General features: G+C 74.8%; 13 protein-coding genes and 1 pseudogene. 8 read left to right on the forward strand and 6 right to left on the reverse strand.

Features of this window, described 5'->3' with window-relative positions:
* The 4 genes from D6689_19495 to D6689_19510 form a co-directional block, all read left to right on the forward strand.
* Window positions 1–1,307: hypothetical protein (locus D6689_19495; protein ID RMH38465.1), on the forward strand; the 1,307-nt coding region annotated here is incomplete at its 5' end.
* Window positions 1,308–1,317: 10 nt separating this feature from the next.
* A complete protein-coding gene (locus tag D6689_19500) occupies window positions 1,318–2,130 on the forward strand; it encodes a hypothetical protein (protein ID RMH38466.1) in 813 nt (270 codons plus the stop codon).
* A gap of 36 nt (window positions 2,131–2,166) precedes the next feature.
* Complete coding sequence (locus tag D6689_19505; protein RMH38467.1) at window positions 2,167–2,877, forward strand: hypothetical protein; 711 nt, start codon at window positions 2,167–2,169, stop codon at window positions 2,875–2,877.
* A gap of 49 nt (window positions 2,878–2,926) precedes the next feature.
* Window positions 2,927–5,002 carry a hypothetical protein gene (locus tag D6689_19510; protein RMH38468.1) on the forward strand — a complete coding sequence of 692 codons (2,076 nt, stop codon included), beginning with the start codon at window positions 2,927–2,929 and terminating at the stop codon, window positions 5,000–5,002.
* 16 nt (window positions 5,003–5,018) lie between these two features.
* On the opposite strand, the gene D6689_19515 is transcribed toward D6689_19510, so the two are convergent.
* A complete protein-coding gene (locus tag D6689_19515) occupies window positions 5,019–5,975 on the reverse strand; it encodes a GNAT family N-acetyltransferase (protein RMH38469.1) in 957 nt (318 codons plus the stop codon).
* Window positions 5,976–6,043: 68 nt separating this feature from the next.
* On the opposite strand from D6689_19515, the gene D6689_19520 reads away from it, so the two are divergent.
* The gene (locus D6689_19520; protein ID RMH38470.1) at window positions 6,044–8,410 is read left to right on the forward strand and encodes a hypothetical protein; all 2,367 of its coding nucleotides are present in this window, start codon (window positions 6,044–6,046) and stop codon (window positions 8,408–8,410) included.
* Between the two features lie 103 nt (window positions 8,411–8,513).
* Window positions 8,514–9,323 carry a sulfite exporter TauE/SafE family protein gene (locus D6689_19525; protein ID RMH38471.1) on the forward strand — a complete coding sequence of 270 codons (810 nt, stop codon included), beginning with the start codon at window positions 8,514–8,516 and terminating at the stop codon, window positions 9,321–9,323.
* Window positions 9,324–9,440: 117 nt separating this feature from the next.
* On the opposite strand, the gene D6689_19530 is transcribed toward D6689_19525, so the two are convergent.
* The 3 genes and pseudogenes from D6689_19530 to D6689_19540 all read right to left on the reverse strand — a co-directional run bounded on the left by D6689_19530 (window position 9,441) and on the right by D6689_19540 (window position 12,890).
* Window positions 9,441–9,890 (reverse strand): RpiB/LacA/LacB family sugar-phosphate isomerase, encoded by a 450-nt coding sequence (locus D6689_19530; GenBank protein RMH38472.1) that lies wholly within the window; start codon window positions 9,888–9,890, stop codon window positions 9,441–9,443.
* A gap of 52 nt (window positions 9,891–9,942) precedes the next feature.
* Window positions 9,943–12,129: a response regulator gene (locus D6689_19535; GenBank protein ID RMH38473.1), complete on the reverse strand. Its 2,187-nt coding sequence runs from the start codon at window positions 12,127–12,129 to the stop codon at window positions 9,943–9,945.
* Between the two features lie 653 nt (window positions 12,130–12,782).
* Window positions 12,783–12,890, reverse strand: a pseudogene (locus tag D6689_19540) (M23 family peptidase).
* 225 nt (window positions 12,891–13,115) lie between these two features.
* Between D6689_19540 and D6689_19545 the strand changes: the two are divergent.
* Together D6689_19545 and D6689_19550 are read left to right on the forward strand one after the other, a co-directional pair.
* On the forward strand, window positions 13,116–14,900 hold the full coding sequence (locus tag D6689_19545; protein ID RMH38474.1) for a hypothetical protein: 1,785 nt from the start codon (window positions 13,116–13,118) through the stop codon (window positions 14,898–14,900).
* Window positions 14,901–15,043: 143 nt separating this feature from the next.
* Window positions 15,044–16,291, forward strand: coding sequence for a hypothetical protein (locus D6689_19550; GenBank protein RMH38475.1), 1,248 nt, complete (start codon window positions 15,044–15,046; stop codon window positions 16,289–16,291).
* A 154-nt stretch (window positions 16,292–16,445) separates the two neighbouring features.
* Here the strand turns inward: D6689_19550 and D6689_19555 are convergent, their stop codons facing one another.
* Together D6689_19555 and D6689_19560 are read right to left on the reverse strand one after the other, a co-directional pair.
* On the reverse strand, window positions 16,446–17,423 hold the full coding sequence (locus D6689_19555) for a hypothetical protein (protein RMH38476.1): 978 nt from the start codon (window positions 17,421–17,423) through the stop codon (window positions 16,446–16,448).
* Between the two features lie 257 nt (window positions 17,424–17,680).
* On the reverse strand, window positions 17,681–18,359 hold a 679-nt coding region (locus D6689_19560; protein ID RMH38477.1), incomplete at its 5' end, for a hypothetical protein.

Consider the following 18,359-nt stretch of genomic DNA (forward strand, 5'->3'; position numbering starts at 1 on the left):
CCATCGGGCCGGATGCGGACGCGATGTTCACCACGCCCGACCTCGGGCTGCCGCGGGGCTTCGCGCTGATCCGCTGGGGCTCGCGCGGTCATGTGCTCACCCTCGGCGAGGGGATGAGCGGCACCGTCAAGCTCGGCGGCGAGGAGATGGCGGTCGAAGATTTCCTTGCGCGCAGCGGCGAGCGTCCGCGCGGCAGCGCCGGCGCGTTTCGCGCGACGCCGATCTCCCCCGGCGATTGGGGCCTGGTCGAACTCGACGGGCGCGGCGATCACAAGGTGTTCTTTCACTACGTCCCGGTCGACGAGCCGCTGCCCCATCGCCGCCGTTTGGACGCCGAACTCCTCGCCCCCGCGCTCGCGTTCTCGTTCGTGCTCCACGGCGTCCTGCTGATCTACTCGTACCAGATGCGCGACGCGCGGCGGCACAGCTTCCTGTTTCCGGGCACGGTCGATCCCCTCGCCCAATACGACATCGAGCGGCCCGTGCAGATCCAAGACGTGCCGCTCGACGACGTGAAGGCCGGAACGGAAGACGGCGAGCCGGACGCGCCGCCGGCTTCGACCGTCGGCGAATCGGGCAAGTCGGGCGGCGAAGGCGACAAGCCCCGGCGGCGCGCACCGGACCCGGACCAGGGCGACGCCGACGCCGTGGTCGCGAAAGTGCGATCGACCGGTCTGTTGCGCCACAGCGCCAGCCTCGAGAAGGTCGCGCGCCGGGGCGGTTTCGACCGGCGGCTCGGCAACGCGATGGCGCGCATCCAGGGCCCGGCGAACCACGGCGGTCTCGGCGGCTTTGGTTCCGGCCGCGGCACGGGGGTCGGTCCGGGAGAGGGGACCGGCACGACCCGCGGCGGGACGGGGAAGGGCCCGGGCGGCGGCGGCACCGCGCACGGGGACGTCGTCACCCAGGGCGTCATCAAGACCGGCGGCAAGCGTCCGCCGCGCGGCGTCGCGGGCGGCGGCGGGCTCAAGGAGGCGCGCGTCCAGGTCACGACGGGCACCGCGTCCGGCGACTTCGGCGACCTCACCGCCGACCAGATCAACAAGGTGGTCCAGTCGCGCAAAAACGCGATCCGCGCGTGCTACGAGCGCCAGCTCCAGCGCAGTCCCAAGCTGTCGGGAAAGATCGTCATCCGCTGGACCATCGACGGCGGCGCGGTCACATCGGCGAAGGTCAAGAGCACGACGATGCGCAACGGGGCGGTCGAGGACTGCATCGTCCGCCAAGTGCTGCGCATGCGATTTCCAAAACCAAAAGGCGGGCGCAAGGCGATCGTCAACTATCCGTTCCTGTTTGCGCCGCGCTAGCGAGGGCCCCATGTCCATCCGTCTGTCGTCGATCGTGCTGCTGCCAACGGCCGCCGCCCTGCTCGCGCCCGCCGCCGGGTGCGCGGACGACCCCGTCTACGTCACGCCGCCCACACCGGTGCTGGAAGTCAACGCCGGCGACATGGGCGCTCCGACCGCGATGAGGACGGTCGCGCTGCCGATCCGCGTCGAAACTGACGACGACGTCGCCGACCGCGAGGCGCGCGCCGCGGAGCTCGGCGTCCCGGCCGACAGCATTCCCTACGTCAAGCTCGGCGACATGGACGTGTCGATCGAATGGACGCTGCGCAACCTCGACGACGCGCCCGCCGTCGCGCGCATCGACGTCAACGGCGCCAACCAGTGGTGGCGGTTCGTCCCCGAGTTGTTCGACATCGACGAAGACGAGGACGAGGTGCAGCCCCCGCCACCGCTGGTCGACGGCCCGCCGCTGCAGCTCGAGCCGCTCGAGACGCGCTCGGGAGTCGTCCGCGAGGACCAGCTGGTCGAAGCGGCGATCGATCTCGATCTGATGTCGCGTGCCGGCGCGGATCCGGTGGTCGTGCTCCTCGGCGTCGACGAGGACACCCCGTCGCTGGTCGACTCCACCACCGGCGTCACGCTGCCGCGGGACGTGTTCGCCGGCCTCGTGGAACTCGAGCTGCGGCTTTCGGGCACCGCGCACCTGGTGTTAGAGTTCACGGTGCGCGTGCGCGATCATCGCGGATTGCTGCACGACCAGCTCGGCGCGGCGCCGCCGGACGAGCTGGCCGTGTTCACGCCCGCCGACCTCATGCCGCCGATGCCCGATCCCGGCTCGTAGGACGTACCCGGTCCGCGCGCGCACTCACCGATCGCCATGGCCCCCAACTTCCACGCCGCGCTGCTCCGCCGTCACGCGGGTACGCCGTCCAGCGCCGCACCGGCCGCGCACGTCTGCGGTCGGCACCCGACGCGCTCCGCGTTGCGGCGACGCGGCCGGGGGCTGCCCCTGGCCGCCGCGTCCGTTCGCCGCTATCTCGCCGCCCTCGCCTTGCTGGCCGCCGCGCCGTCCGCGGCGCGCGCGGACGACCGGCCCGCGTCCACCGGCCCCTACGCCGAGGGCGCCCTCGGCGCAACGGCGTTCGTCGGCAACGCGAGATCGGCCGCCGCGGTCGGGCCGGCGCTCGGGGTTCGCGCCGGCATCGACCTGTGGTCCTGGCTCTCGGTCGGCGGACACCTGTGGGCATCGACGCACGAAGCCACCGTGCCGCCGCCGCCCGACGGCGAATACTTCCAACTGTACGCCGCCAGCGGCGACGCGCGGCTCGGCTTCCGCGTCGGCCGCATCGCCGCGTTCGCCCAGGGCGGCGTCGGCATCGCGATGGTGTCGTCCAACCTTCTCGAACGGGCGCGGCTGCTGGACCCCGGCGAGCGGTTCACCCTCGTCTTCGCCGCCGGCGGCGGCCTGGAGTATCAGCTGCAAAACCGCCACTACGCCTTCGGCGTCGCGGGCGAGTGGGCCAACTACACCCAGTTCCAGCGCGCGCAAGCCGTCACCGTCCAGTCCTTTCTGCGCTACACGTTTTGAGCGCCCGCACGGTGGCACGCGCGAGCGCGCGCCGCTACACTGCGGCGCCGTGACACGCCCTCTGACCGTCGCGGCGGTGCTCGCGGCCATCGGCTGCGGCGACGCCGATCGCGCGGCGCGACCCGCCGTCCCGTCGGCGCGCGGCGCGGCGCCGGGTCCGACCGCATCCGGCGCTGCCGGCGAGCCGGCGCGCGACGGGCGGCCGGTCGCCGGACCGCGCATCGAACCGGCCGACCCGATCGAGGCGCTCCGCGCGTGGGAGGACGACGCGCGCGCACACACCGATTTCGCGTCGCTGCCGCCGTCGAGCGCGACCCTCGGCCCCGACCCCTACGCCATCGTGCGGTTCGCGCCGGACCGGTTCGCGATCGCCCTGCGCGGCGCGGACGCGCTCGCCGTGGTCGACGCGGCCGGCCGGCCGCTGCAGCGACTTCCCGCGCCGCCGTCCCCGACCGCGCTCGCGGCGGCCGGCGACACCGTCTACGCGGTCGGCGAGCTCACCGGCGCACTGCACCGGTACGAGGTCGCCGGCGGGCGGCTGCGGCCGGCGGGCACCGTCGACCTCGGCGACGTCCGCGGCGCGCGCGCGCTCGCGGTCGCCGGCGATCGCCTGCTGGTCGCCGAGGAGGTGGACGGCCGGGTGCTGTCGCTGGCGCCGGACGGCGGCGAGCGCCGCGAGCTGTTTCGCTGCCACGGGCCGATGCGCCTCGTGGCCGCCGGTCGCGCGGTGTGGGTCGACTGCCTGCTGGACCACGCGCTCGTCGCGGTGCCGCTCGCCGGCGGGCCGCCGCGCGCGCGCATCGTCCACGACGGCCCGCTGTGGTCGGTGGACGCCGTGCCCCGCGCGGACGGCTGGCTGGTCGCCGCCGGCGGGGTCGAGGACCACCCGCTCGAGCGCAAGAACGGCTCGTTCGGCTACATCGACTCGTTTCTCTACCTGTACGCGGTCGACCGCGCGGGCGCTCGCAGGCTCGCCGCGGTCAACCTGTCCGAAGTCGACGCGGTGACCCCCAAGTGGGTGTCGCTTGCGAGCGACGGGCGCGGCGCGCGGGTGTGGACCGCCGGGTACGCCGGCGAACGCTGGGTGGAGCTGACGTGGACGGACCTGGCCGCGCCACCGGCGGTGCGTACCGGACCGCTGCCGCCCGGCACGTCGGCGGCCGCGCCGGTCGCGCCGGGGAGGTTCGTCGCCGCCAACCCGCTGCTCGACGCCTGGGTCGCGTTCGGCGACGGCGCGGCCCCGCGCATCGTGCCCGCGACCGACGCGCCCGACCCGCGAGACCCCGAGGTCCGAGTCGGCGAGGCGCTGCTGTTCACCAAGTTGATGGCGCCGTGGAACCCGACCGACGGCCGCGCGAGCCGATTCACCTGCGAGACGTGCCACTACGAGGGCTACGCCGACGGCCGCGTCCACTACACCGGCCGCGCCGACATCCACGCGTCGACCAAGCCGCTGCTCGGGCTGTTCAACAATCGGCCCTACTTTTCGCGCGCGCTCGACAAGACGATGGCTCGCATGGTTCACGCCGAGTTCCGGGTCGCGAACAAGACGAGCCCGCGCGGACCGTGGTTTTCGCTCGACCGCGACGCGCACCCGTGGCTGCGCACCTTCGGCGACGTGCCAGCCAAGTTATCTCCGGTATTTCTCCGGCGATCCTTCATGCATTTCTTGATGGTGTTCAGCCACCGCCCGAACCCGCTGGCCGCCGGGCGCACGGCGTTTTCGCCGGTCGAGCGCGCCGGGGCGGCGGTGTTCCGCGACCGGTGCGCCGGATGCCACGCGCCGCGCCTGATCGCCGAGGATCCCGCGTCGGCCGTACCGTTCGAGCGCTGGGAGGCGCTGGTGCTGTCGCCGTCCGGTCCGATCGTGTGGGCGACCGCCGACTATCACAAGACCGGCGTGACGCCCTACCCGCACCCGAACGGAACGCGCGTGTTCTCCCTGCGACGCCTGTACAAGCGGTGGCCGTACTTCACCAACGGCAGCGCGAAGTCGCTCGACGACGTGCTGGCGCGCGCGGCGTGGCGCGGCGACACCTTCTATCACGACGGCGCCCCCGCGGACGCCGAGCGGCTGTCGGCCGGTGACCGCGCGGCGCTGCGCGCATTCCTGCGGCTGCTGTAGCGCGCATCGCGGCACGTCACGCGTTGACCACGACGTACAGCGTCGACGCGACCGTGCGGTCCGCCCACCGCCGCTTGTAGCGGCCGCCGGTCGTCCCGAGGTCGTACACCGCGATGCCCTCGCTGCACAGCGCGGCCATCTGCTCGATCTGGCACAGATTGCCGAGCCCGATGCGCGCCCAGTCCGCGTCGTACGCGAACTGCAGGCCGCGGTAGGTGTCACCGAAAACGCCCCCGAGAATGAACGCGACGTCCCGGTCCCCGTGCCGCGCGAACCGCAACCGCAACGCGCCGCGCGCGGCGAGGCGCCCAACCATCCGCGCGTAGAAGCCGCGCAGGCCCGACCCTTCGATCCCGACGCCGGCGCGGCCCTTCCAACTGCGGGCGTCGACCGCGAGCACGCGCGCGATCGCCGCATCCGGCGGCTCCCGGTCGGCCGCGACGATGTCGACGCCCGCATCGCGCGCCCGCCGCCGCGCGCGCGACAGCGACCGGCGGAAGTTGCGCGACCGGCGCGCGAGGTAGCCGTCGACACCGGCGGCGAGATCCGCGACGTGGCGCACGGTGGTCGCGCCGCGCCGCAGGTCGTAGCGGCGACCGAGTTCAGCCAACAGCCGCCGCTTGGCGTCCGTTCCGTCGAGCAGGCCGGCCAGCAACAACACGTCCCACCGGTGGTTCGCACACACCGCCACCAGCGCCTCCGGCTCGGCGCCGACGACCGGCGACGCGAGCGCCCAGCTCGCCTCCAGCGGCTCGAGGTAGGTGAAGCCCCGCTCGTGTCGCCCGCGGGCGAACGCGATCCATGCGTCGCCGTCGCGAAACAGGAGCGGCTCGCGCGGCGGCATCAGTTCCTCGTGTGCCGGCAGGATCCAGTCGGAGCTGGTACAGAACCGATCGACCTCGGTGCGGGACGCCACCGCCGCGTCGTACTCCCCGGCGCGCTCGTACAGCGTGTCGAGGTCGATCCGGTGCAATCGTGGTCCCCCCGAGGTAGGTTCGCCGGTCCGGGACCATCCCGGCACCGCCCATCGATCATACTGCCATGCCGACCGGACCGAGTTCGTCCCCGCTGCTCGATCGCGCCGCCCGCGCGGCGATCGCACGCCGCCGCGCGGTAGCCGCGGTCCTCGCGGCCGTCACCGCGATCGCGGTCGCCGGCGCGTTGCGGGTCGAAGCCGACTTCACTCCCGACGACCTGTTCACCGGTCTCGACGATCAGCGGGCCGCCTCGGCCGCGTTCCAGGCGGCGTTCGGCAACACGGACAACGTCGCGCTGGTCCTGGTGGAGGCGGCCGACGCGCTCGCGCCGCCGGTGTTGCAATACGTCCACGATGCGACGCGGTCGCTGGGCGCGCGGCCGTGGGCGGCTCACGCGGCGAGCGTCACCACGGTGCCGGCCGTACAGCGGATCGGACCGCCGTCCGGTCCCGCGTCCGCGGCGTCGCTGCTCGCCGATCTCGCCGCCGGACGCCTGCGGATCGCGCCCCCGGTCGACGGCGCCGCGGTCGACGCGGCGGCCGCCGCGCGCGTGCGCGCCGCCGTCGCGGCCAACCGTTTGCTCGAGGGACGACTCGTGTCGCGCGATCGCCGCCTCGCGGTCGTCGCCGTCACGCTCGCCGCGGGCGTCAGCCGCAACGACGCCATCGAGCGCGCCGTCGAGGACATGGAGGCGTGGGTCGCCGCGCATTCGCCCCCCGCCGGCGTACGGGTGCGGCTCGGCGGCCTGCCCGTGCTGCGCGTGGGACTCATCCGCAAGATGAAGGCCGATCAGGTGACGCTGTTTCCCGCGACGTTCGCCGTGTGTCTGCTCATCCTGCTCGCGACGTTTCGCTGGCTGCCCGCGTTGCTGCTGCCGCCGGTCGCCGTCGGCCTGTCGGCGCTCACGCTGGTCGGCGCGATGGGCTGGCTCGGCGTGCGCCTGGACATCATCAACAACATCGTCCCGATGCTGATCATCGTCATCGGGCTGAGCGACTCGATCCACATCGTGACGCGCTACGGCGAGCGCGCGGCGGCCGGCGCCGACAGCCCGACGGCCGCGACCGACGCGCTGCGCAGCATGGCGGTCGCCTGCTTCCTCACGTCGTTTACCACCGCCGTCGGATTCGCCTCCCTCGCCGTCTCCGACATGCCGATTCTGCGGCGTTTCGGCCTGCTCGCGGCGTTCGGCGTCCTCGCGGCCTACGCGATCACGGTCGCGTTCGTCCCGATCGCGCTCGCTTCGGTGCGCCCGCCGCGGCAGCCGATCGCCGACCACGAACACGGCCGCATCGAGCACGCGCTCGACGCGGTGCTCCGGCGCGTCCGCCGGCGCCGCATCGCCGTGCTGGCCGTCGCGGCCGCCGTGCTCGCGGCGGCCGCGGCCGCGGCGAGTACGCTCACCATCGACACCTTCGTCGCCGACCAGTACGAGCCGGACGACCCGGCGTACGCCACGCTACAGCTCGTCGAGCGCGAGCTGCTCGGCGTGCGGCCGATCGAGGTGAGCATCGCCGCGCCGCCGGGGACCTTCGACCGGCGCGACGCCCTCGCCGCGCTGGAGCGAATCGCCCAGTGGGCCGCCGCGCAACCCGGCGTGCTCGACGCCACCGGCTACCCCGCGCTCGTGCGCGAGACGTGGGTGCAGCTCACCGGCGACCCCGCCGCGCGGTCCGGCCCCCTGCCCGATGCCGGCGCGCTGCGCGCACTCGGCGCCGCGCTCGACGCCGCCGGCGCCGCGCGCGCCTTCGTGACGCCCGACCGCGCGCGCGCGCGGCTGACCGTGTCGATGCGCGACGTCGGCGGCCGAGCGCTGCTGCGCTTCGCCGCCGCCCTGCGCGCGCGCGCCGAGGCCGAGCTGGCCTCGCTGCCCGGCGTCCGCGTCGACCTCGCGGGAGAGGGGTACGTGTCCTCCCTCGGGCTCGACACCGTCACCTCCGATCTGGTCGAGTCGCTCGTGCTGGCCACCGCGATCATCTTTGCCGTGCTGGCGGGGCTGTTCCGCAGCGTGCGGCTCGGACTCGTGAGCCTGCCGCCCAACGTGCTGCCGCTGGCTCTCACGCTCGGCTACATGCGGCTGCGCGGCATTCCGCTCAACACTGCGACGGCGATCATCTTTGCGATCACGATCGGTCTCGCCGTCGACGGCACCATCCACATCCTCGCCCGCTACGTCGACGAACAGCGGTCCGGGGCCGATCGCGACTCCGCGCTGGCGGCCGCGATGCGCGGCACGGGAAAGGCGGTGGTCGCGAGCTACCTGAGCCTCGTCGTCGGCTTTTCCATCCTGCAATTGAGCGAGTTCGTCCCGGTGCAACAGTTCGGCGAACTCGTCGCGGTGACGATCGCCGGCTGCTTAGTGTCGACCCTCGTCGTGCTGCCCGCGCTGCTGGCGTCGTCGCCGCGCCGGAGTGCATCTCGCGCCGTCTGAAATCCGAACGCCCGCCGCGCATGCGCGCGTCGACTGTGTTGGCAGCGCGGCCGCGCGGCGCGGCGCCTCGGCCACCGCGCCACCGGCCCCGCTGCGCCCCCGCATGGACCGCTCGCCGTCCGCCGCCCACCGCGGTGCGTCGCTTGCGCCCGGAGGCGACCGCCGGCAGACTCGCGCCGTGCCCACGCCGAACCTCGCGCTGCTGTCCGCCGTCGTGCTCGTCGCGTTCACGGCCGAGGCAACGGCTGGCTTCGGCTCCACGGTGCTGTCGCTCACCCTCGGCTCGCTGTTCGCACCGATCCCGGTGCTGTTGCCGATCGTCGTGCCGCTCAACGTCGGCCTGACCGTGTACCTCGTCGCGCGCCACGCCCACCACGTGGCGTGGCGCCTGCTGTGGATGCGCGTGCTGCCGTTGATGGCCGCGGGCGGCGCGATCGGCTACGCCGTCGGTCGCGGCCTCGACGCCGCGGCGCTGCGCCGCGTGCTCGGCGCGCTCGTCGTCGCGGTGTCGGCGCGCGAGCTGTGGCGGCTCGCGCGCCCGGGCGCGCCGCCGCGACCGCTGCCGCCCGCCGCGACGGCCGCGTGCATCGGCGCGGCGGGCGTCGTGCACGGCATGCTCGCGACCGGCGGCCCGCTGCTCGTGTACGCGCTCGGGCGCGCGGATCTGTCCAAGGGCGCCCTGCGCAGCACGCTGGCCGTGCTGTGGCTGGTGCTCAACGCCGCGCTGCTCGCGGCGTTCATCGCCGACGGGCGGCTCGGCGGCGCGCAGCTGCGCGCGGTCGCCGCGCTCGTCCCCGCGCTGGCGGTCGCCATCGCGTTGGGGGAACGGGTCCACCGCCGCATACCCGAGCGCCCGTTTCGCGCGGTGGTCTTCGGCTTGCTGCTCGTCGCCGGCGGTCTGTCGCTGGCGTGATCGCGCGCCAGGGCCGACCGCCTGCGACGAGGGGGGCGCCGGGCGCGAGGCCCTCGCCGCGCTGCCGACCATCGGCCGCAACGCCGTCCCGCCGCGCGGGCCGATTCGGGGCTGTCCCTAGCGCCGGGCGTAGTCGCGCTCGATCGCCGCGACGCCGGCGACGCCGGCGGCGCCGCGGTCGTCCGGCGGCGTCGCCAACCATGCGTCGAGGATCTCCACGAGCACGTCGGGGCTCGTGAGCCGGTTGGACAGAGCGAGCACGTTGGCGTGGTTCCAGATGCGCGCGCCGCGCGCGGTCTGCGCGTCCGTGCACAGCGCGGCGCGCACGCCCGGCACCTTGTTGGCCGCGATCGAGATCCCGGTGCCCGTCCAGCAAAAGAACACGCCCTCGTCGCATTCGCCCGATGCCACCGCCTCGGCGGCGCGCCGGCCGACCTCCGCCCAGGGCTCCTCCTTGCCGGAAGCGAGGGAACCGAACCGGACGACCTCGTGGCCGCGCGCCTCGAGTTCGCGCACCGCCTGCTCGTTGATCGCGTAGGGCTCGTCGCTGCACACCGCGAACCGCATCGCACCGATCCTACCGCGGCGCCTGCGCGGGAACCACCGAGCCGCGGGCGCGCTACGCCGCGGCCACGGCGCGCGCGATCGCGGTGCGCAGCTCGTCGGGCGAAAACGGCTTGTGTAGCACCGGATTGCCGACCCGAGACAGGAAGGCGCGCGCCTCGGGTAGCCATGCGCCGCCGGTCATGAACACCATCGCCCGCGCCAGCACGCGATCGCGCCGCGCGACTTCCTCGTACAACGCCTCGCCGGTCGCGCCGTCGAGTAGGTAGTCGCAGACGATCACATCGAACGCGCCCGCGTCGTCCAACCGAGCGACCGCGTCCGCCACCGAGCCGGCCGTCACCACGGTGTAGCCGCCCTCGGCGAGCGCGTCGGCCAGCGCGCGCCGCAGCCGCGGCTCGTCGTCGACCAACAGCACGCGACGGCCGGTCCGCGACGCCGTGGACGCCGCCTCCGGCGCGGCATCCTCTCGGCCCGGCGCGGCGGACGGCGCGCCGGCGGTGGACGCCGGCGCGACGGCCAACGCGGACGCCGCGGGCAGCCGCACGCGAAACACGGTGCCGCGACCGACTCGCGTGTCCACTTCGATCCGGCCGCCCGCGTCCTCGACGATACGCCGCGCCACGGCGAGCCCCAACCCGGTGCCCCCGCGGTCCCCGCGCGTCGTGAAAAACGGCTCGAACAACCGCTCGCGCACGGACTCGGGAATGCCGGGTCCGTTGTCCTCCACTTCGATGCACGCGACGTCGCCGTCGCGACGCGCGCGCAACACCACGCGGTTGACCGCGGCGCGCGCCGGATCGACCGCATCGAGCGCGTTGAGCGTCAGGTTGAGCACGACCTGGCCGATCCGGCCGCGATCCGCCACGACGGCGACATCCGGGGCCGCATCCACGGCGACCGCCGCGCGATCGCGCGCCCGCGCGCGCACCAACGTCGCCGTGGACTCGAGCACGCCGCGGACGGCGACGACCTCGGGGGTGGCCGCGGCTGGCTTCGCGAGCGCCCGCAAGTCGCCGATCACCGCGGCCGCTCGCTCCGCGCCGTCGCGCGCGGCCCGCAAATACGAGCGCGCGTCGTCACCGGACGCCATGGCGCGCTCGGCGAGGGCGAGGTTCGTCGTCACCAGCGACAGCGGGTTGTTGACCTCGTGTGCGACCCCGGCGGCGATCAGCGACAGCGACGCCATCCGGTCCGCGAGGGCGAGCTGGCGCTCCAGCTCGCGCCGCTGCGTGACGTCGCGGACGATGACCAACGCGGCCGGCGCGCCGTCGACCACGACGTCTCCCGACTGCGTCCACTCGACCTCGCGCGCAGCCCCCTGCGCCGACCGGAGGATCCCTTGCCCGCTCGCGTCACCGGTGGACACCAGCTCGGACCAACGGCGCCCGACCAGCGCGTCCGTGCCGCCGGCGTCCACCAGGCGGACCGCGGCAGGATTCGCGAACACGACCACGCCGTCGCGGACGACGAACGCGGCATCGGGCAGCGCGTCGACCAGAGCGCGGAACTGCCGCTGCGCCTCGACCGCGGCGGCGAGCCCGTCTTGCAGCTGCGCCTCCTGGTCCGCCAACAGCGCCGCGAGCCGCGGCGCCGACAGCAGGGCCGCGGCGATTCTCCCCAGGCGCAGGCCGCGCCGCGCCGACCGGCCGCACTCGATCTCGTAGTCGCCGAACCGGGGCGTCACCCGGGCGCGGACCACCGCCGGCGTCCCGCCGACGGCCACCGGCGCCGCACGCATCAGCCCGGTCGTGGTGTGAAAGAACCCCTCGCACGGCGCCAGCCCGGGCGGTATCTCGATGTGCAGGTCGATCCGACGCCCCGCGCGCCGCACGTCGCTATCGATCACCGGAAACAGCGCCGGCCCGATCCAACGCAGTCCGACCGCGAGCATGTGCTCGGGTCGGGCGAACAGCGGCGCGAGCGCCGACACGAGCACGCGCGGGTGCCCCGCGGCGCGCTCGCCGCAGCGTTCGAACTCCGTCGCGCCGAACCCTTCGCGCACCGCATTGTCGTAGGCGCGCACGAACTGGCGCCAGCTGATGCGCGCGCGCGGTTCGGCGAGCGCCGCGCGCGCGACCCCGACGCCGTCGAGCAGCCGGTGTTCGCTCGCCCCCAAGCCGCAGGCCGCGTCGACGAACGCGAGCAGCGCGCCGGCGCGGACGACGGGATCGCCGTCCGAGAACTGGCGATTGCGCCAGCGAAACCTGCGCGCTCTGCGCCCCGGCCACCGCGCATCCATCGATCCCCAGTGTGAGATCGGCGCCGCGGCGGATCAAGCGACCGTCCCGCGCAGTTTCCTGACCAGGCGACCGGAACAGGTGAATCAGCAACCGATACGAGCTACGGCGTGTATCGCCCGGTCACTTTCAGCACGATGTGCATGTCCGGGAAGCCGATGTCCGTCGTCGGCGTCGGCTCGGTGACCCCGCAGTCGGCCGCGCTCAAATAGGTCGGCGCGGCTTCGGGCTGCGCGTTGCTGCCGATGAAGAACACGTGGCCGGCGGCCTGGCCGTTGGGCGTGAACACCTCCACCGCGAGCGTCGCGCCCGCGGGGACCGTGATCCCCGACACCGGCGCGGAGAAGATCGTCAGCGTCTGGTTCGGAATCGACACCGGCGTCGACCCGATCAGCGTCAGGTTCGCGATCGCCAACGGTCCGGCGAGCGTGTAGAAGCGGACCGTCGCCGGCTGTGTGCCGCCCGACCCCGCGGTGGCCTCTTCGACGCCGAAGGCAACCTGGTCGATGACGAACGGGCCGGTGACGCCGAGCGCGGGGAGATCGAACACGCGCCAATAGCTGTTGTCGGTGTGCGAGTTGGTGGTGCTGTTGTTGCAGGACACCGAGTTGCCCGCGACGATCGCATCGGACGTCGAGTGCGACAGCGTGACGGTCACCGGCCCCGCGGCGTCGGGCGGACGCGGCGCGGCGTCGGGCGGCGCGGGCGCGGCGTCGGCGGTGCCCGGCGCGGCGTCGGGCGGCGCGAGCGCGGCGTCGGCGGCGCCCTGCGCGGCGTCGGGGTCGGACTGTGCGGTCGCGCAGGCGGTCGCGCCCGCAACCAACCCGGCCAGCCAGGCCGCCGTCCGCGCAGCGCGCATGGCAACATTGTCGCAGACCCCTGTCGCGTCACAAAGGCAAAACCGCACGCGCACCCCGCCGGCAGCTGCGCGGACTCCAGGCTGGAACCGGCGGCGGGCGCGGCGCCGCCGCGCGGTTATAGTGGGACCATGCGCCGCCGGACCGTCGCCCTGGCGGTCGTCGCGGGCGCCGTCGCCGCCTCGCCGGCCGTTGCCACCGCCGCACCGCGCGCGCGGCCGTTCGCCGGCGGCACCACCGATTCCGCCGAGAGTGCGCTTCGCGGGCTCGGCGGGTACGAGCGCGAGGCGGTCGACCGCGTCCTGCGCGCGCTCGCCGCCCGCGTCGATCCGGCCCCGGGCGGCAAGCGAATCCGAACGGTCCGCGTCGTCAACCTCGACGTGTTCGGCCCCAGCGACGGCCCGCTGCGATGGCTCGACGCGCTGCACCGCACGTCGCGCCCGGAGGCCGTCCGCCGCGAGGTGTTGCTGCGTCCGGGCGACGTGTGGAACGCGGAGCGCGCGGCGGAGTCCGAGCGGCGGCTCCGCGATCCGCTGCGCACCAGCCTGGCGGTGGTGCTGCCGCTGGCGACCGACTCCGGCGGCACGGTCGACGTTCTCGTGGTGACGTGGGACGTGTGGAGCCTGCGGCTCAACTCCGATTTCGAAGTGCAAGACGGCGCGCTCACGTCACTGCTCCTGCGCCCCGCCGAAAGCAACTTCCTGGGCCTCCGCAAGCAAGTCGGTGCGCTGTTCGAGATGGACCAGGGCCAGTTCACCGCGGGGCCCGTCTACGCAGACCCGAACCTCGCCGGCACGCACATCACACTCGACCTCGAGTTCGGCGCGTCGTTTTCGCGCGCGACGTCCCAGTTCGAGGGCACGGTCGCCTCCCTGGCCATCGGATCGCCGTTGTGGTCGCTCGACCGGCAGTGGGGCTGGCGCGTGGTCGCGCGCCGCGCCAACACGGTGCAGCGCACGTTCGCCGGTGACGACCTCGCGCGCTACGACGCGCCGAGCACGCCGGAGGACGACCGGTTGCCGCGCGCGTTTCGCCTCGCGACGATCGACATCGACGCGGTCGCGCTGCATCGATCGGGGGCCGCATACAAACACGACATCGAGTTCGGACACCAGCTTCGCGCCGCGTCCCCGAAACTGCTCGACGGCTTCGCCGCGTCGCCGGAGGCGCGGGACGACTTCATCCGCGACATCCTGCCCGAGGACGAGGTCACCTCGTCGCTGGTCGGCCGCTATCGGCTCAGCGAAGCGCGCTTCGTCGAACTCTACGACGTGCGATCGTATGACCTGGCCGAGGATCTGCAACTCGGCCCGGACCTGGCCGCGGAGATCGCCGTCGGTCTGCGCCCCATCGGCTCGGACCGCGGGTTCGTCCGCATCGGCGCCTCGGCCGGCTGGACCGAGCGCCTCGGCGCGGACGGCTACGCCCGCGCGCGCGCCAGCGTCGCGCAGCGCCGGACGGCGTCCGGCGTCGTCGATCGCGACTACCGGGCCGCCGCCGAGGTGATCACCCCGTCGGCGTGGCGACGGGTCCGAGCCGTCCTGCGCGCCGACGCGCGCGCGATCCGCGACAGCACGCGGGGCGAGTTCCTCGCCGCGGGCGGCGACACGGGACTTCGCGGATACCCGGTCGCGGCGTTCGAGGGCGACACGCGCGCGGTGGTCACGGTCGAACTCCGAACGCTGCACTGGCGCCTGGGCTTCGCCCGAGTCGGCGGCACCGTGTTCTGGGACGCGGGGGGTGCAGCGACCCGCCCCGATCGGGTCACCGCGTTTCCCGTCCACCACGACGTCGGCATCGGCGCGCGCATCGTCGCGCCGCAGACGGGGCCGGACGCGCTGCGCATCGACTGGGCCGTCCCGCTCGACGGCGGCCTGCCGGGCCGTCTGTCCCTCGGCTTCGGCGAGGTGTTCTGACCGGCGGCGGCGCCGCCGGGCCGCCGCGGTGCCCGGACCCCGATGGCGCCGCCGCCCTCGGGTGTCGACACCCCGGCGTGCGGCCAACGCCCTGGAAACGCAGGGGCGACCGGCCTGGCCCCGGGTTCGCATGGTGCGACCGCGTGACCGCCCTGCCCCGCGCCGCCGCCGACGCCGCGCTCGTGCGCGCGCTCGACGCCGTCGCCGACGCCTGCGCCGAGCTGCTGCGCATCGACGTCGAGGAAGCGGAGCACCGCAGCCGCGAACGCCGGCGCCGCCGCGAAACCGAGACCGAACTGGCGCGGCTCGAGGCGCTGGGCGCCGTGATCGAGCAGGACCTCGATCCGTTCTTCGGCGCGGACAGCGACGACCTGCGCGCCGTCGCCGGCGCCGTGGCCGAGGCGTTGCGGCGCAACCTGCAAGCCACTCGCGCCAAGCTCGTGCAGCGCGCGCGCGGCGACGAGCCTGCACCGCGCGAACCCGCCGTGCGCGCGGCGATCGAACGAGCCGTGGCCGCCGTGGTCGCCGCCCACGACCTGCCGGGCGCCCGCTGGGAGCTGTCGTGGCAAGCGTCCAGCACGCGCGGCGGCACCGCGCGCGCGGCCGCACTGTGCACGCTCGCGGGCGGCCTGTCGGTCGCGTTCGCCGATCACCTCGGCCCCGGCGACGGCCTGTCCCGAGCGCGCGTCGGCGACCTCGCGAGGGGGCTGCGCGTGCCGGCTCCGGAGCTGCGCGACCTCGCAGTCGACCGCTGGTCGCTCGACGCGGTCGACTGCCGCGACGGCCATCGCAGCGTGTGCGCGCGCGATCCCCGGCGCGACGGGGCGCGCGTCACGATCGATCTTCCGGCCGGCGGCGGGCCCGCGATCGCGCGGGTCGGGGCCGATCCGATCGGCCTGTGCCTCGACCCCGACGGCACGGCGCTCGCGCGCCACCTGTGGGACCGCACGGCCGACCGCGTGCTCGCCGCGCTGCGGCGGCCCGAGCGCGTCACCGGCGTGTGGCTACACGGCCACCGCGCCGGCGCCGTCGCCCGCCCGAAACACGTCGCCGGCGCGCTGCTCGCCTGCATCGATGAACCCGGCGCGCACCGGCCCGACTACCGCCGCGCGCTGCACGAACGGCTGGCCGACCTGGTGCCGGACGTCGACCTGGCGCGCGACGACCTGGCGTGCGACGACCTGGCGCGCCACGACCTGCCCCCCGACGACGCCGTGCCGCCGGCCGGCGATGGCGCGGCCTACGGCGCCGTCACGCCGGACGCGCCGTATGTCCCGCCGATCCCATTGCACGATCAACCGAACGCACGTGACGTCGCCGGCGCTGGCGACGTGGACGAGGACGCGCCGACCGGCCAGATCCGGCTGCGCCTGCCGCTGCCGCCGCGGTGACGGGCGCGCCGAACGCGAGCGGGCCGCGACGTCGGCACGGGCCGCGGCGCGCCGCCCGCGGACCGATCGCCGCGGGCGCACGAAAAAACGGCGACGCCAGCCGCGAGGCCGGCGCCGCCGAGGGACAGCCGCGGGCGGCTGCGTTCGCTGACGCTCAGTCGGTTTCGCCAGGCACGTCGCGGCCCGGGCCGACGTCGATACCGCAGCTCGTCTCGGCCCAGCGCCCGAGGTAGTGGCCGCCGACGCGGGGGCCCGGCAGCGTCTCGCGGTAGTGCCCGCCGAGGCGGCCGTGTTCTCCCGCGCGGGTGAGCCACCGGCCGGCGAACAGCCCGTCGCCGTAGTGGCCGGCGAACAGCCCGCGGAACGCGCCGTCGCGGTTGATGTACTTGCCGAAGAACACCTTCTCGCCGTTGCGGCGGACGCCGTACAGGCCGCGCATGTGGCCCAGCACGTTGCCGTCGACGTCCGTCACGCGGCCGCGCAGCACGCCGAATCGCTCGCCGATCTTGTGCCACCGGCCGGCGAGGAAGCCGTGCTCGCACACATCCACCGGGCGGCGGATGGCGACGGCGACGACGCGGTTGCCGCGGTCGTCCACGTCCTCGACGATCGGCCCGTCGACCAGCGCGGCGACCGGCGCCGAGAACAGCTCGCCGTCCGCCGTCTCATACGCGATGACCAGCGGCTCGTCGGAGCGCGGCTCGGGATCGATGATCGCCAGGCGCAGGCCGTCGCGCGCCGGCCGCGTGGCCGACGTGAACCGGACCTCGCGCGGGTTGTCGCGCGGCAGCAGCCGATCGGTCCCGTCCTCGAACCGGATCGTGCTGCGCACCAGCAGCGCGCCCCGGTTGATCCGAATCGCGCCGCTCCAGTTGCGCGGCTGGGTTTCGTCCGGATCCACCGGCATCTGGCCCCAGACGATCGTCACCCCGTACAGCGCCGCGTCGGGCGCCTCGCGCATCGCCACGACGTCGGGGTCGGACTCGAGCGCGTCGGCGACCGGCGCGTCGACCGCGTCCTCGTCCGCGGCCGCGAACGCGTCCGCCTCGCCGAACATCGGCAGCTCGTCGTCCATCGTGAGCCCGCCGTTGTCCTGCTCGAGCGCCTGCTCGATGTCGTCGGCCGGGTCCATTTCGGTCGCGCACGCGCCGGCGAACGCCAGCGGAAGCGCAAGGGCGGGAAGGAAGCTACGAAGTCGCGGTGTCATGGTCTGGCTCTCCTTGTGCGGGTTGGACGCCCCCGGGTAGAGCAAGCGCCGGGCCATACAAAAAAACCGTTCAGTTCCGGACAGATAAATCCAATTCCGGCGCACGGGTGATCCCTCGAGGTCCCAGCTCGGACGCGCGCGAGAGGGCGGACCGGTACCTGCGGGTCCCGGCGCATCGCCCGCTACTTGGCGACGATGCGGACCTCGCGGCCCGACACCACGTGGACGACGCGCCGCAGGCGCACGGCGCCCGTGTCGGGACTCACGAGGACGACCTCGTGCCGCCCGGGCGGCAGGCGGCGCCGGAGGATGGGCGTCGGCCCGACCGGCTCGCCGTCGACGCGCACGTCGGCGAACGGCTCGGCGGCGACCGTGAGGAAGCCGGGCGGACCGCGCGCCGGCTCGGGCGGAGGCGGTGCGGCGTCGGCACGCGCGGGCGGTGGCGGCCGGCGCGGCGGTCGCCGGCCGGTGCGGCGCGGCGGCCGGTGCGGCGCCGCGGCATCGGGCGGCGCCGCGTCCACCGGACGGGCGTCGGCCCGCGTCGCCGGCGCGCCGGCATCCACGATCGCGGGGCGAGCGGCGACCGCGACCCCGGCATCGGCGGCGTCGACCGCGCCGGCGCTCGGGGGGGCGCCGCGGGTGGCGACGAGCGCGAGGCCGGCGGCGACGACCGCGAAGCCGGCGGCGAGCGCGACGAACCGCCGGGCGGACCGCGCGGAGCCCGCCAGGCGCAGCGAGCCCGTGGACGGGCCGGCGTCCGCGCCCCCGCGCTGGCTCGTGCCGGGCGCGTCCGGTCCGCCGGCGCGCGCCGCGGCGGCCCCGCCGCCGGCGGCCGCGACGCCGGCGCGGCCGGCCGCCGCC

Source organism: Deltaproteobacteria bacterium (assembly GCA_003696105.1).
GTDB lineage: Bacteria > Myxococcota_A > Polyangia > Haliangiales > J016 > J016.

Coding starts and splice junctions, on each gene's coding strand:
- D6689_19500 (RMH38466.1), top strand. CDS start 1,318: ATGTCCATCCGTCTGTCGTCGATCGTGCTGCTGCCAACGGCCGCCGCC.
- D6689_19505 (RMH38467.1), top strand. CDS start 2,167: ATGGCCCCCAACTTCCACGCCGCGCTGCTCCGCCGTCACGCGGGTACG.
- D6689_19520 (RMH38470.1), top strand. CDS start 6,044: ATGCCGACCGGACCGAGTTCGTCCCCGCTGCTCGATCGCGCCGCCCGC.
- D6689_19525 (RMH38471.1), top strand. CDS start 8,514: ATGGACCGCTCGCCGTCCGCCGCCCACCGCGGTGCGTCGCTTGCGCCC.
- D6689_19530 (RMH38472.1), bottom strand. CDS start 9,890: ATGCGGTTCGCGGTGTGCAGCGACGAGCCCTACGCGATCAACGAGCAG.
- D6689_19535 (RMH38473.1), bottom strand. CDS start 12,129: ATGGATGCGCGGTGGCCGGGGCGCAGAGCGCGCAGGTTTCGCTGGCGC.
- D6689_19545 (RMH38474.1), top strand. CDS start 13,116: ATGCGCCGCCGGACCGTCGCCCTGGCGGTCGTCGCGGGCGCCGTCGCC.
- D6689_19555 (RMH38476.1), bottom strand. CDS start 17,423: ATGGACCCGGCCGACGACATCGAGCAGGCGCTCGAGCAGGACAACGGC.